The 14,003-nt window shown below is 35.5% G+C and carries 13 protein-coding genes; 8 read left to right on the top strand and 5 right to left on the bottom strand.

What is annotated here, in order from left to right:
- Window positions 1-40 precede the first annotated feature (40 nt).
- Together HH304_RS09525 and HH304_RS09530 are read left to right on the top strand one after the other, a co-directional pair.
- Window positions 41-919, top strand: a complete 879-nt coding sequence (locus tag HH304_RS09525; RefSeq protein ID WP_169680764.1) for a hypothetical protein — start codon at window positions 41-43, stop codon at window positions 917-919.
- Window positions 920-938: 19 nt separating this feature from the next.
- Window positions 939-1,538, top strand: a complete 600-nt coding sequence (locus HH304_RS09530; RefSeq protein ID WP_408631354.1) for an IMPACT family protein — start codon at window positions 939-941, stop codon at window positions 1,536-1,538.
- On the opposite strand, the gene HH304_RS09535 is transcribed toward HH304_RS09530, so the two are convergent.
- Genes HH304_RS09535 through HH304_RS09545 form a run of 3 tightly spaced genes read right to left on the bottom strand, consistent with a single transcriptional unit; the run spans window position 1,539 to window position 4,841 of the window.
- Window positions 1,539-2,132 carry a 3'-5' exonuclease gene (locus HH304_RS09535; protein ID WP_169680768.1) on the bottom strand — a complete coding sequence of 198 codons (594 nt, stop codon included), beginning with the start codon at window positions 2,130-2,132 and terminating at the stop codon, window positions 1,539-1,541.
- Window positions 2,113-3,660 carry a Na+/H+ antiporter NhaC gene (gene nhaC, locus HH304_RS09540; protein ID WP_169680770.1) on the bottom strand — a complete coding sequence of 516 codons (1,548 nt, stop codon included), beginning with the start codon at window positions 3,658-3,660 and terminating at the stop codon, window positions 2,113-2,115. Before nhaC ends, HH304_RS09535 begins: the two co-directional genes overlap by 20 nt.
- Window positions 3,661-3,701: 41 nt before the next feature.
- Window positions 3,702-4,841: an NAD(P)/FAD-dependent oxidoreductase gene (locus tag HH304_RS09545; RefSeq protein WP_169680772.1), complete on the bottom strand. Its 1,140-nt coding sequence runs from the start codon at window positions 4,839-4,841 to the stop codon at window positions 3,702-3,704.
- A 53-nt stretch (window positions 4,842-4,894) separates the two neighbouring features.
- On the opposite strand from HH304_RS09545, the gene HH304_RS09550 reads away from it, so the two are divergent.
- The 5 genes from HH304_RS09550 (at window position 4,895) to HH304_RS09570 (ending at window position 8,125) form a co-directional block, all read left to right on the top strand.
- Complete coding sequence (locus tag HH304_RS09550; RefSeq protein ID WP_169680774.1) at window positions 4,895-5,401, top strand: DUF4442 domain-containing protein; 507 nt, start codon at window positions 4,895-4,897, stop codon at window positions 5,399-5,401.
- A gap of 10 nt (window positions 5,402-5,411) precedes the next feature.
- Window positions 5,412-5,894 carry an Mpo1 family 2-hydroxy fatty acid dioxygenase gene (locus HH304_RS09555; protein WP_169680776.1) on the top strand — a complete coding sequence of 161 codons (483 nt, stop codon included), beginning with the start codon at window positions 5,412-5,414 and terminating at the stop codon, window positions 5,892-5,894.
- A 65-nt stretch (window positions 5,895-5,959) separates the two neighbouring features.
- Window positions 5,960-6,652 carry a head GIN domain-containing protein gene (locus tag HH304_RS09560; protein WP_169680778.1) on the top strand — a complete coding sequence of 231 codons (693 nt, stop codon included), beginning with the start codon at window positions 5,960-5,962 and terminating at the stop codon, window positions 6,650-6,652.
- A gap of 98 nt (window positions 6,653-6,750) precedes the next feature.
- A complete protein-coding gene (locus HH304_RS09565) occupies window positions 6,751-7,644 on the top strand; it encodes a diacylglycerol/lipid kinase family protein (protein ID WP_169680780.1) in 894 nt (297 codons plus the stop codon).
- Window positions 7,645-7,663: 19 nt separating this feature from the next.
- Entirely contained in the window at window positions 7,664-8,125 is a 462-nt protein-coding gene (locus HH304_RS09570; RefSeq protein ID WP_169680782.1) for a YciI family protein, read from the top strand.
- Window positions 8,126-8,194: 69 nt separating this feature from the next.
- On the opposite strand, the gene HH304_RS09575 is transcribed toward HH304_RS09570, so the two are convergent.
- Window positions 8,195-11,644 (bottom strand): pyruvate carboxylase, encoded by a 3,450-nt coding sequence (locus tag HH304_RS09575; protein WP_169680784.1) that lies wholly within the window; start codon window positions 11,642-11,644, stop codon window positions 8,195-8,197.
- 217 nt (window positions 11,645-11,861) lie between these two features.
- Window positions 11,862-12,884, bottom strand: coding sequence for a T9SS type A sorting domain-containing protein (locus HH304_RS09580; protein WP_169680785.1), 1,023 nt, complete (start codon window positions 12,882-12,884; stop codon window positions 11,862-11,864).
- A gap of 333 nt (window positions 12,885-13,217) precedes the next feature.
- Between HH304_RS09580 and HH304_RS09585 the strand changes: the two genes are divergently transcribed.
- On the top strand, window positions 13,218-14,003 hold the full coding sequence (locus tag HH304_RS09585) for an enoyl-CoA hydratase/isomerase family protein (protein WP_169680787.1): 786 nt from the start codon (window positions 13,218-13,220) through the stop codon (window positions 14,001-14,003).

Below are 14,003 nucleotides of genomic sequence, written 5' to 3' on the forward strand. Positions count from 1 at the left end.
ATTACTATAATCTTTGAAAGCAGAAATTATATTTTTGCACATGCTTTATCTAATAATTGTAATTTTATTAAATGTATACATTTTTGTATGCTTTAAAGAATTCGGAAAAAGAAATATAATTCTACTTCCTGCTTTAACTGTCAATTACTTTACATGCGGGATTGTAGGGCTAATTTTATCATACGATACTATTGACCAGGTAAAAATATTTAATCCCGAATGGTCTTATTTTGCTTTTGCCTTAGGTTTTATTTTCATATTCACCTTTTTCCTTATGGCTGCAGCTACTCAAAAGACTGGTGTTGCTGCAGCAGGTATGGCAACTAAAATATCACTGGTAATTCCTGCATTTTTCTCACTTTTTATATTCAACACACAATCAAATGAAGTCAACTTCTTTAAAATAAGTGGAATTATCCTGGGTTTAGCTTCAATTGTACTGGTTAGTGTTTCTAGAAAAAGTAAGAAAATCGAACAAAATGTAACTAATAAATGGGTCTATCTTTTGCCATTAGGGGTATTTGTTTTCTCAGGTGGACTAGATACATCACTTAATTATGCAAATAGTTTTCTTCTTGATGAAAGTGAACAAAAAATTTTCCCGGTCTTCATTTTTTTCTCAGCAGGATTATTTGGATTAATAACTTCAATAATTAAAAAACAGTCATTCAATATCAAAAATGTTCTGGGAGGAATCCTCTTAGGCATTCCAAATTACTTCTCAATTTACCTGTTATTGAAAGCACTATCTGCTTTCGGAAATGATGGATCTTTTGTTTTCCCATTTATAAATATTTCTATAATAGGAATAAGTGCCCTGGTTGGTAAATTTTTCTATGATGAGGCTATCGGATTAAAAAAAGCTGCTGGAATTGGTTTGGCAGTAATTGCAATACTATTATTGTCAGCAGGTAATTAGAATAAATATCATGAGTGAAATTCAAGATACTTATAAAACAATTATTAAACCTTCTGAAGGTTTCTACAAAGAAAAGGGTTCAAAATTCATTGCTCATGCATACCCGGTTAACTCAGAAGATGAAATAAAAGAACATCTAGATGATCTAAGAAAAAAATACTATGATGCCAGACATCATTGCTATGCATATGCTTTGGGTGTAAGTGGTGAAAATTTTAGAGCCAATGATGATGGTGAACCTAACCATTCGGCAGGCGACCCTATTCTCGGACAAATAAGATCATTTGAATTATCAGGTATTTTAATTGTAGTGGTAAGGTACTTTGGTGGCACTAAACTTGGTGTTGGAGGATTAATCCATGCTTACAAAACTGCTGCACAGGATGCACTTGATAATTCAGAAATTATCGAAAAAACATTAACAGAAAGAGTAGGATTACAATGTGAATATCCGATGCTTAATGATGCTATGAGATTTTTCAAAGATAGAAATCTGGATATTGTTCATCAGGAACTACTCATTGATTGCAAACTCTGGGCTGATGTACCGTTATCTGAAAAAAATGAAGTTATAGATGCAATTAACAACTATCACGGATTAAATCTTCTCAAAAATTGATCATTTCTCAATATTAGATTGATGATCATATTCATATAACTTCTCATAAATCTTGAGGCAAATCCAGGCATCGGTAGCCGCATAACTTATCTGCTTATCTGTAAGCTCATCTCTTTCCCAGTTGGAAGTCTGGGCAGATTTACTAATCCTGAAACCGAGAACCATTGCAGATAGATTTCTTGCTCCGGTATTATGAAAGCCAGCCTTTTTTGCCAGTTTATTCAAATCCAGAAAGCATTTAGGTTTGGCTACACCTATTCTTCGAAGATCATTAATATCATCATCTATACCAATACCAATTTTCTCAATATTCGGGTCCTCGAGAATTTTCTTTAATTCAGCTGGCATATCTCCTTTAGGAAGCCTAAATAAGTACACCTTTTCATCAGTAGCAAGCTGAACTAACGCAATCTGATTCTTTATTCCTTTTGTAAAAGAAGGTTTTGACTCTGTATCAAAACCAATAATTGAATATTCTCTTATTTCTTTTACTGCTTCCTTATACCCTTTAGGGTCTTCTAACAATACTACTTCCCCCTCATATGCCTGTAGAGGAAGCTCATTTACCTCTTCTTTAGTTATTTTCTTGCGCATATTCAGGTGTATTTTCTTTTATTAATTTGCTCTTTTCCTCAGGAGTATATTTTCTAATCTTAATATTAAACACCCCAAACAAAATAGTCATGATAGGACTAATTATATTAAAAAAGCAATATGGAGCATATATAAGGGTAGCTACACCCAATACTCCGGCCTGAGTCGCTCCACAAGTATTCCATGGGAACAATACGGAGGTAACAGTACCACTATCTTCTAAGGTACGACTTAATACTTCAGGCTTAAGGTCCTTATCTTTAAATGTCTTACGAAACATTCTTCCCGGTACAACAATAGCCATATATTGATCAGATGCGGTACCATTAAAGAATATACAAGTTGCAGCAGTACTAAAAATCAATGATCCCGTAGATTTTGCAAGTCTGATAATTTCATCTGCAATTCTTTTTAACAATCCTCCTGCTTCCATCATTCCACCAAAAATCATGGCACAAAGGATTAGCCAGATAGTATTTAACATCCCTGCCATTCCACCTGTAGATAAAAGGTTACTTACCTTTTCATTTGCAGAGGTGATAGCAACATCTCCATACATACTTTTCATGATAGCAGAAAAATATATAGCAAAAGAAGATTCGCTTACCAGAGCCTGAACTCCAGCTGCATCAAGACCACGAAGGTCGGTTAAAATAGATTTACCTAATTCAAATACCTGCTCATTTTGAAAAATCAGTGCGAAAATCGCTCCCATCAAGGTTCCTATCAATAATGCCGGTAATGCTTCAACTTTCTTTATTATCAATAATATTACAGTTACTGGCACAAGAAAAAGCCACCCATTAATATTAAACTGCGCTTTTATTGCATCCTGAACGGCAACTACCTCATCCATACTTCCATTTGCCTCTATATTCAACCCAATAATTCCAAATATTACCAATGTTATCAATATACTTGGAACCGTAGTAAATGCCATATATTTAATGTGCGTGATAATATCTGTTCCTGCCATCGCAGGTGCAAGGTTTGTAGTATCAGACAAAGGAGACATCTTATCACCAAAATAAGCACCGGAAATAATCGCTCCACCAGTCAGCCCGATATCTATCCCGAGAGTTTTACCAATACCTAATAACGCCACACCAATAGTAGCAATAGTAGACCAGCTAGAGCCAGTAGCCAATGATACAATCGCACTTACGATACAAGATGCAACCAAAAAGTAGGAAGGCTTCATAATATCCAGACCATAATATACCATTGCAGGTACCACACCGCTGAGCATCCATGTTCCAGCTAAGGAACCGATAACCAAAAGTATCAGTATTGATCCCATAGCTGCGCTAATACTTTGTACGGTTTTATCTAAAATGGCATCCCATTTAACACCAAGATATAATGCAATAATTGCTGCAAGGGCAGCAGAAAACAGTAATCCTATTTGATTCGCCCCGTCCAACGATGAATCACCAAACACCCTTACATTAAAAAATAAAATGGTTGTTAATAAAATTACCGGGATAAGTGCCAGAAAAAAATGTGGTCGTTTAATTGTATTAGTCATATACTCAGATTGGTGTCTTTTATAAAAATCAATCTACGAATTTAATTGTTAATTACTATTTCTGCTAATTTTTCTCCTAAACTACTTCCAATTGCTATCCCCATACCTCCTAATCTGACCGCAGTAAAGACGCCATCGCCCACATTCTGGATAACCGGTTGCTTATTTGGACCAAACCCCATTATACCCGACCACTCATGATCTATTTCCACATCAACACCAGGTAAAATGACATTTTTTAAATCATCAATTAACCTGTCTTTAATAAGTTGATTAGTTCCAAACTCAGTGGTTTCTTCTCCTATATAATCAAGATTTCTACCTCCACCAATCAAAACACGGTTTTCTATATTCCTGAAATAAAAGTAGCCTCGATCATAATGAAAAGTACCCTGAAATTTCAGATCTTCAATTGGCTTAGTTACCATCACAAATCCTCTTCCCGGCTTCATATCTACTTGAGGAAGTAATTTATTAACAAAAGCATTATTACATATCAATACTTTCTCAGCCCTAAACTGTATAGTTTCGGAATGATCAAAAGGCACTTGCACTTCAACTTCTACATGGTTGCCTCCTTTATTTAAACCAACAACATCTGCGCCAGTTATTATTTCAACATGCTTATTTTTAACATAATTAGATAATGACCTGATCATCAATCCGGGGTGAAGCTGCCCCTCCAACGGATTAGAAATAATGGTTTCAACCTTTTCAGCATTAAACCCGAAAATTTCCTTTAACTCTTCATCTTCATGAAATACGTGCTTATGAAAAATCGGATGTAGCAGCTTATTTATTTCTTCAATTCTATTTAGACAATCATAGTCTTTAGTACTTATCAGCTCATAACCACCATGCCCTTCATAGCCTATTTTTTCATCCCCCAGACGTTTCCTGAGCTTCTCAAGCCCCTTCCATCGGGTTTCGACTAAAGCAGCAGATTCCTCAGGAGAAATGGCATCTAAATCATCCAGAATTTCAGTCAGACTACCAAAACAAGCAAAACCTGCATTTTTAGTACTGGCACCGCTTGGCAATACTCCCCTTTCCAGAACCTTAATTCTTAACTTAGGATTATTTTCAATGAGTGTCGCTGCGGCTGACAGTCCAGTGATTCCACCTCCAACTATGATAATATCTGCTTCAATCATCGCAGACTTTTCCCAAAAGCTTAGCATGTATTTTTATTATTTATGTATCTTTCGGATTACTAATAACCAAATAAATTAATATGTTATCTCAAGACGAATTGTTCGAAAAAGCTAAATCTTCAAATATATACCGGAAATTACTAAATACTGTTTTATATAAAATGGTTCCGTTTAATAAACCTCATCAATTTGAGATTTTTAAAATTGAAGATGACTCAATAACGGTAAAGTTACCATATATAAAAAGAAATTTTAACCATATTAAAGGAGTTCATGCTTGTGCACTTGCAACAGTGAGTGAATATTCAAGTGGAGCACTTCTATTGAGAAAGCTTGGGAAAAATTACCGGATAATTCTTCAAAAGCTTGAAATGGAATATCACTATCAGGGAAAAACTGATTGTTATGCTACTTTTATGGCTAATGAATCCTGGTTAGAAGAAAATATTTTCTCTCCTTTAACCAAAGAAGAGAAAATTGTTGTTCCTTGTATCGTTAAGACTTATGATAAAGACAATAACCTTATCAGTACCGGAACTGTTAATTGGCAGATTAAGTCATGGGAAAAAGTAAAAACCAAAGCTTAACTCAAAGAATATGAGAAAAATAGAGCAACTTTTGTCAGAGTACGGTGAAAGCCATAAAAATCATACTAACAAAACTATTCATTGGATTTGTGTACCAACAATTTTCTTTAGCATAGTCGGATTAATCTGGAGTATTCCAAAAGGTCCTTTAGGCTCCATAAATTTAGGAGATTTCACACCCTATGTAAACTGGGCCACTATTACTCTAATCCTTGTATCTATTTATTACTTTTCCTTATCATTCAAATTAGCATTAGGAATGCTGGTATTTGGAGTTATCTGCCTTTATTTATGCCAACTATTAGATACAACCCTCCCTTTTCCTCTTTGGATATTTTGTATCGGAATATTCATTATTGCATGGATTGGTCAATTTATTGGCCATAATATTGAAGGTAAAAAGCCTTCTTTCCTGAAAGATGTACAATTTTTATTAATCGGACCGGCATGGTTAATGCATTTCATTTTTAACAAATTGAAGATAAATTATTAAATTTCTTTTATGTTGATGCAACCATTTATGGAGCTTCTTCATCTTTGAAATAAAATTATTAGAAAATGAAAAATCCGATACTAACTTCATTGATCATCTTTCTTGCAGCTACATTAGGGATTAACGCCCAAAGCATACAAAACCCGGATGATTTTGACCAGATTTCTATATCTGTTCCAGCTACTGTTTACTTAAGCATTGGATCTACCAGCATTCGATTTGAGGGAGACTCTGATGATATTGAAGAACTAGAAACCGAAATTAAAGGAGGCAAACTAGACATAAGGAAAAGAAACAATAAGTCATGGGGCTGGTCAAGTAGTGATGACATTAAAATATATATTAGTACTCCACAAGTAAATGATATATCCTTATCAGGTTCAGGTACCATAGAAGGAAAATCAAAATTCAAATCTTCATCAATGAAAATTTCATTAAGCGGCTCTGGAGATATCAATCTTGATGTTGATGCAGATGAATTAAAAGTGTATTTAACAGGTAGTGGCGATATTAACCTGAAAGGTTCAGGAAACGATGCTTCGGCAATGGTTACTGGCTCAGGTGATATTGACATGAAAAACTGTGAAGTAAAAAATATGGATGCCAAGGTAACTGGAAGTGGTGACCTTCTGGTATATGTTACTCAATCTCTAAATAGCAGTATTATGGGTAGTGGTGATATTGGCTATAAAGGTAATCCTGACAAAGTAAATAATAACACCATGGGTAGTGGTGACCTTGAAAAGATTAATGATTGATCAAGTTGCTTATATAAAGTAATAAATAAGGGCCTCTCAGGCCCTTTTCTTTTTAATAAAACTTTAATTTTTGATTCAGGTCTGTATCTTTGCCAAGCATGAATAGTACCTGGATCATATTAAACCCCAACGCAGGCACAAATGATAAAAGCCTGATACCTGATATTGAATCAAAAGCAAAACAGATCAGAACATCTGCAGGTCAGAACCTTTTTAAAACCCAATATGCTGGTCACGCTTCTGAAATAACAAGAAAAGCAATAAAACAAGGAGTACAAAAAATAATTGCTGTTGGTGGAGATGGAACTGTAAATGAAATAGCAAAAGAACTTGTTCATACTAAAACTGCCCTGGCTATTATACCGGCAGGTTCTGGTAATGGACTTGCCAGACAGCTATATATACCAATGAATAGATCCAGAGCATGGGATGCTGCAGTTAACAATACTCCGGTTGCTATTGATAGCCTTGAAATTAATGGTAAAGCTTTCTTCTGCACTGCAGGTTTTGGGTTTGATGCATTTGTAACTCATGAGTTCCACAATATGCCTGAAAGAGGTTTCATGAGCTATGCAAAAGCTTCAATGGGATCATATTTTAATTTCCCGGATCAATCTTTTGAAATCCTATCACAAGGTAAAGAGTTGATAAATACAAAAGCCATTGGAATTACAATTGCAAATGCCGGGCAATATGGTAACAATGCTTGGATAAGCCCACTATCAGATATTACTGATGGAAAAGCAGAATTGGTAATCTTAAAAAAATTACCTTCATATCTGCTCCCTGGATTTCTTTACAAACTATTTCAGAAGAAACTTTCGAAAGACAGGTACTATCAAACTATAGATATGCCAAAAACTTTTACAATTAAAACTACATGTGACTATATGCACATTGATGGTGAAGTAGTAAAAGTTCCGGAAGGAGAAAACCAGTATAGAGTAAAGATTCTACCAAAATCACTAAACATTATTCCGGGAAAAAATTAATTTCATACAAAAACCTGTTATGAAAACAATTCTATCAACTCTATTTATATTTTGCTTTTGCATTTCATATTCACCTGCACAGGATAATGCTGTATTAAAGTATGATTCATTATCTGTCGAATCGCTGGATGCTGATGCCTATGGGATGAAAAAATATGTTATGGCCTTCCTAAAAAAAGGTCCAAATAGAAACCAACCAGAAAAAGAAGCTGCTGAACTTCAAAATGCTCATATGGCTAATATTAGGAGAATGGCTGAAGAGGGTGATCTTGTTTTAGCTGGGCCGTTTATTGATGGCGGAGATATTCAGGGTATTTATGTTTTTAATGTGGAAACAATAGAGGAGGCTCGGAAATTAACTGAAACGGACCCGGCAATTAAGGCCGGAAGACTGGTTATGGAACTCCATCCCTGGTATGGAACTGCAGCTTTAATGAAGATTAATGAAATACATGGAATTATTAAAAAGAAAGACTTTTAGGAATTTTAACTAAATATTAAAACATCGAAGAATAAAAAAAAGAGGCCGCAGCCTCTTTTTTTATTATGATTATTTCAATTCTACAACGAGATCATCTTGTTGAACCATTGCTCCGGGCTGCAGATAAACTCCACCAACTTCACCAGCTTTTGGGGCAGTTACATTAGATTCCATTTTCATTGCCTCAATTACAAATAAAATTTGTCCTTCTTTGACTTTATCTCCTTTTTTAACCTTAATATCGGCTAACCTACCTTGTAATGGAGCTCCAACATCACCTTCCTTTTCTATCTTTTTATTCACCACAACTTGTGATTTCACACTATTATCGCGAATCAAGATACGTCGGCTTTGCCCATTAAGCTCAAAACTCACAGTTCTCATTCCCTTTTCATCAGGCTCAGATATATATAGAAGATTAACAATTAGGGTTTTACCTCTACCTATGGTAACTAAAATTTCTTCTCCAACTTTCATTCCATAAAAGAATGCGGTCGAAGGAAGATAATCTACATTACCATATACTTCTTTGAATACATGGTAATCCCTATACACCTTAGGATATAATTTGTAAGACAAGAATTCTTTGAAGGTTACACTTTCACCAAACTCCTTTTTGAATTCCTTAAATTCCTTATCAAAATCAATCGGTTCAAGATGTGCATTAGGACGATCATGGAATGGCTTCTCTCCTTTTAAAACAATTTTGCTTAATGCTTCCGGAAATCCACCATGAGGTTGTCCCAAATCTCCTTTAAAAAAAGAAACAACAGAATCAGGGAATGACAAACCTGCTCCTTTTTCAAGAACATCTGCCGGAGTCAAATTATTCGAAGTCATGAAAAGAGCCATATCACCCACAACTTTAGATGAAGGTGTTACCTTTACTATGTCTCCAAACATTTTGTTTACCTCTGCATAATTCTTCTTTATTTTCTCAAATTTGTCTTCCAGACCAAGCCCTCTTGCTTGTGGACGCAAATTAGAATACTGACCTCCCGGAATCTCATTTTCATAAACCTCAGCTGTACCTGCCTTCAATCCTGATTCAAAAGGATAATAATACTCTCTTACTTCCTCCCAATATCTGGAATATGCATTCAGACTTTCAAGATCAAAACTTTGAGATCTTTCGTGGCCTTCAAGTGCTGCAACTAAAGAGTTGAAATTAGGTTGTGAAGTAAGACCACTCATTGAACTTAAAGCAACATCAACAACATCAACACCACACTCGATAGCTTTTAAATAAGTCGAAGATTGAATTGATGAAGTATCGTGTGTATGTAAATGAATCGGCATGTCCACTGCATCTTTCAATGCCGGAATTAATTTTTCAGCAGCAAAAGGCTTAAGCAGTCCGGCCATATCTTTAATTGCAAGAATATGCGCTCCACAATCCTCAAGCTTCTTTGCCATATCGACATAATATTGAAGATTGTATTTACTATCCGGAACCATGATATCGCCAGTATAGCAAATTGCAGCTTCAGCCAAAGAATTTGTTCTTTCAACAACAGCTTTGATACTGGTTTGCATATTCTCAACCCAGTTTAGTGAATCGAATATCCTGAATATATCAATACCTGTCTCAGCAGATTCTTCAATAAACTTAACTATAAGATTATCCGGATAGGCTTTATATCCTACACCATTAGATCCTCTAAGCAACATTTGCAGCAAGATATTAGGCATTGCCTCTCTTAGCAAACGTAATCTTTCCCAAGGATCTTCCTTTAAAAATCTATAAGCAACATCAAAGGTAGCTCCACCCCAAACTTCCATTGAGAAAACATTTGGGTGATTTTTTGCAAACCCCTCCGCAACCTTCATCATATCATGAGTCCTGAATCGGGTTGCTAAAAGTGACTGGTGAGCATCTCTAAATGTTGTATCAGTATACTTTATTTCCTTTTCATTTCTTAACCACTCTATAAATTTCTCTCTACCTAATTCAGTCAGCTTATCTTTGCTTCCTGCCGGATGAGAGGCAAATTTTGGATATTCAGGAACTTTTGGAGTTACAAAAGTCTTTGATCTATCTACATATTTTACATCAGGATTACCATTTATAGTAGCGTCTGCCAGATATGACAACATCTTTGTACCTCTGTCAAACTTTATTCCGATATCAAATAATTCAGGATGATCCTCAATAAACTTCACTGTAGCTTTTCCAGTGTAGAATATTTCATGTCTAATTACATTTTCAAGGAATCCGATATTAGTTTTTACTCCCCTGATCCTGAATTCCCGAAGCGCCCTATCCAGACGTTGAGCCGTTCCTTTCAAGGTTCTTCCACTTGCTGAAATCTTAACAAGCATACTATCGAAGAAAGGAGATACTTTTACTCCGGTATAACAGTTACCAGCATCTAACCTGATACCATACCCACCAGCACTTCTGTAGGCTATGATTGTACCATAATTAGGCTTAAAATTATTAGCTGGATCTTCAGTTGTAACCCTACACTGTATAGCATACCCCTCGCATTTAACATCATCCTGACTCCTTATATAAATTCTTGGATCAGCCAAAGCATACCCTCTGGCAATCTGGATCTGAGACCTGACTATATCAATCTGGGTTATTTCTTCAGTAATTGTATGCTCTACCTGGATACGAGGATTTACTTCGATAAAATAAATATTCTCATCTGCATCAACTAGAAACTCGACAGTACCAACATTATTATAATTTACATTCTTAGCTAATGCTAATGCATATTGATAAAGCTTGTCTTTAGTTTCTTGTTTTATACTAACACATGGAGCAACTTCAACTACCTTTTGAAAACGTCTTTGAACGGAACAATCCCTTTCATACAAATGAACAGTATTTCCGTAATTATCAGCCATTATCTGCACTTCAATGTGCTTAGGGCTATCGATAAACTTTTCTAAAAAGATGGTGTCATCACCAAATGCATTCTTTGCTTCATTTTTTGCTTCATGAAAAGCTACTTCTAACTGTTTATCATCCTTAACAACACGCATCCCGCGACCTCCGCCACCTGCAGCAGCCTTAACAATAACAGGATAGCCGATACGATTTGCTTCCTTTAGTGCTATTTCATAAGAAACTAACTTTTCCTTAGAGTCCTCGATAATTGGAACATTACTCTCTATTGCAACTTTCTTAGCCTCAACTTTGTCTCCAAGTTTCTCCATCACCTCAGGAGTCGGCCCGATAAAAATTATTCCTTCTTCTCTACATCTTCTCGCAAATGTGGTGTTTTCGGACAAAAATCCATATCCTGGGTGAATAGCATCAACACCTTCTCTTTTGGCAACACTGATGATTTCTTCTATATCAAGATATGGCTTTAAAGGGTCGTCGTCAGCCCCAACCTGATAGGCCTCATCTGCCTTATACCTGTGAAGTGAATACCTGTCTTCAAATGTAAAAATTGCTACTGTTCGGATACTTAACTCCGATGCAGCCCGGAATACTCTGATTGCAATCTCTCCCCGGTTAGCTACAAGAATTTTCTGAATTTTGTTTACTTGTTGATCCTCCATGTGTACTGTTATGAAATTGGAATGCTGAATTTAACGATTCTGTCATTATTTCAAAAGAACTACCGACATTAGCGTTAATTGACAATAAATTTTTACAAGAATTAAAAAATAAACAACAGAAATCGAGTGCAAATTGCCAATTTATTAACTGCAAAAATAAAAAAACGCCAATCGGTACCGATTGGCGTTTCCACACATATTACGATCAAATCAATTTTTACTCAACTGCAAGTTTTGTTGTAAACTGTCCTTTCTCATGTTGAATTTTCGCAACATAAATACCTGGATTTAAATTCAGATTATTTATTACTGTTACTCTTTCATTGAGTCCTTGTTCAAAAACCAATTGCCCTGAACTATTAAAAACTGCCATACTTGCACTACCGGCTAAATTATTATCTTTTAAATCTATTATTAATCTATTATTAAAATCATTTAGAGGATTTGGATATACTGCTATCTCCTGACTCCCGTACTGTACATCCGGATATACAGCAATTATTGGGTGATATTCAATAAACCCATCGTAATCAGTTGCTTTCAACCTGTAATAGGTTGTCTGTTTAACAGAATACTCATCCGTATAAGAATAATAATTTATTCTACTACCACCTTTTCCATAAACATCATTCACAGAAGTGAAATCTATTCCGTTAAGTGACCTTTCTACAGTAAAAAAATTAAAGTTCTCTTCCGAAGCAGTAGCCCATTCAAGCTCAACATAATCATTGTAAGATTCGCCGCTAAATGAAATTAGCTCTACCGGCAATTTCCCTGGTATAGAATTTTCATCAATTACTAAAGGCCCATTTAAATCAGAATTGGTGCAACCATCAGACTCACAACCACGTCCCCAAACACCATTTCCTCCAATTTCAATTAACGTACCACTACTATTATTTCCAGCTTCGAGTAAAGCTCCACTTTGAACATCTATTTCAGCACCAGAAGGCAATATCAATTTTGAATTTGATCCAAATGTCAAGGTATTTCCAGACTGTATGGTAATCTTCGCAATAGAAGTTGAAGAAAAATTGTAGGTTGTATTATTAGGAATGGTTACATCCGCAGAAATTATAATTTCATCAATTGCCTGGGAGCCATTGGGAACAAATCCACAACTCCAATTTGAAGCAACTTGCCATTTATCGCTATCAGTACCTAAGAACGTACAGACCTGCCCATCTACATTAAAAGCCAAAATAAACATTGGCACTACAAACATTAAAAAATTCTTCATCTCGCTGGTTTATGAAATTCTTATAACTCTTGATACCATATAGTATAATGGTGTAACCAATACCTACCTCCTCTTTCGATAAACAATAGATTAATTACGACCAATATTATCCTAGAACAGCTAAAAATAATTCACGAAATAAAGCAATCAACCGGGGTGAATTATCCAACATTTACTAAGAATAAGCACAAAACTACACTTATTTATTCTATATTTATTTATATTTTTATGAAAATAGCATAAAATGGATGACCATAAATCATGGCCTATTCATTTTGTGATTACACCGAGCCAGTTTATATTTGAACCATAACGAAAGACAATTTAGCTTTTATGCAAAAATTTGAAAACCTACTGTTGTCGTTAGAAGATTCTATTCTAACCATAACCGTAAATCGTCCGGATAAGCTGAATGCATTAAATTCTCAAACCTTGGATGAGTTAGAAGAGGCTATGCAACTAGCTTTAGATAACAACGAGGTAAAAGCTATAATAATAACCGGATCCGGTGAAAAGGCTTTTGTGGCCGGAGCCGACATCAGTGAGCTAGCGCAGCTTAATGAAATGACTGCAAGAGGTTTTGCTGAAAAAGGTCAGGAGATATTCCAGAGAATAGAAAGTAGTCCGAAACCGGTAATTGCTGCTGTTAATGGTTTTGCGTTAGGTGGCGGATGTGAACTTGCAATGGCCTGCCATCTTAGAATTGCAACAACAAATGTAAAATTTGGACAGCCGGAAGTAAACCTAGGTGTAATCCCAGGTTACGGTGGTACACAACGAATGACGCAATTAATTGGCAAAGGAAAAGCACTGGAGTACATGCTCACCGGCGATATGATTGATGTAAATGAGGCTCATCGTCTGGGATTGATTAATCATATTGCTGAAAATCACGAACAACTAATCTCAAAATCAATAGATATACTTAACAAAATCATGACCAAAGCTCCTCTGGCTATCGGCATGGTAATTGATTGTGTTAATGCAGTATATAATAATGATGAGAATGGTTATCAAACTGAAGCTAACAGCTTTAGTAACTGTTGCAAATCAAAAGATTTTAAGGAAGGAACACAGGCTTTTCTTGAAAAAAGAAAACCTGAGTTCACAGGAGAATAA

Source organism: Marinigracilibium pacificum (assembly GCF_012926615.1).
GTDB classification, from domain to species: Bacteria; Bacteroidota; Bacteroidia; order Cytophagales; family Cyclobacteriaceae; genus Mangrovivirga; species Mangrovivirga pacifica.

Coding starts and splice junctions, on each gene's coding strand:
- HH304_RS09565 (WP_169680780.1), top strand. CDS start 6,751: ATGAATAGTACCTGGATCATATTAAACCCCAACGCAGGCACAAATGAT.
- HH304_RS09585 (WP_169680787.1), top strand. CDS start 13,218: ATGCAAAAATTTGAAAACCTACTGTTGTCGTTAGAAGATTCTATTCTA.
- HH304_RS09575 (WP_169680784.1), bottom strand. CDS start 11,644: ATGGAGGATCAACAAGTAAACAAAATTCAGAAAATTCTTGTAGCTAAC.
- HH304_RS09545 (WP_169680772.1), bottom strand. CDS start 4,841: ATGCTAAGCTTTTGGGAAAAGTCTGCGATGATTGAAGCAGATATTATC.
- HH304_RS09570 (WP_169680782.1), top strand. CDS start 7,664: ATGAAAACAATTCTATCAACTCTATTTATATTTTGCTTTTGCATTTCA.
- HH304_RS09525 (WP_169680764.1), top strand. CDS start 41: ATGCTTTATCTAATAATTGTAATTTTATTAAATGTATACATTTTTGTA.
- HH304_RS09580 (WP_169680785.1), bottom strand. CDS start 12,884: ATGAAGAATTTTTTAATGTTTGTAGTGCCAATGTTTATTTTGGCTTTT.
- HH304_RS09555 (WP_169680776.1), top strand. CDS start 5,412: ATGAGAAAAATAGAGCAACTTTTGTCAGAGTACGGTGAAAGCCATAAA.
- HH304_RS09550 (WP_169680774.1), top strand. CDS start 4,895: ATGTTATCTCAAGACGAATTGTTCGAAAAAGCTAAATCTTCAAATATA.
- nhaC (WP_169680770.1), bottom strand. CDS start 3,660: ATGACTAATACAATTAAACGACCACATTTTTTTCTGGCACTTATCCCG.
- HH304_RS09535 (WP_169680768.1), bottom strand. CDS start 2,132: ATGCGCAAGAAAATAACTAAAGAAGAGGTAAATGAGCTTCCTCTACAG.
- HH304_RS09560 (WP_169680778.1), top strand. CDS start 5,960: ATGAAAAATCCGATACTAACTTCATTGATCATCTTTCTTGCAGCTACA.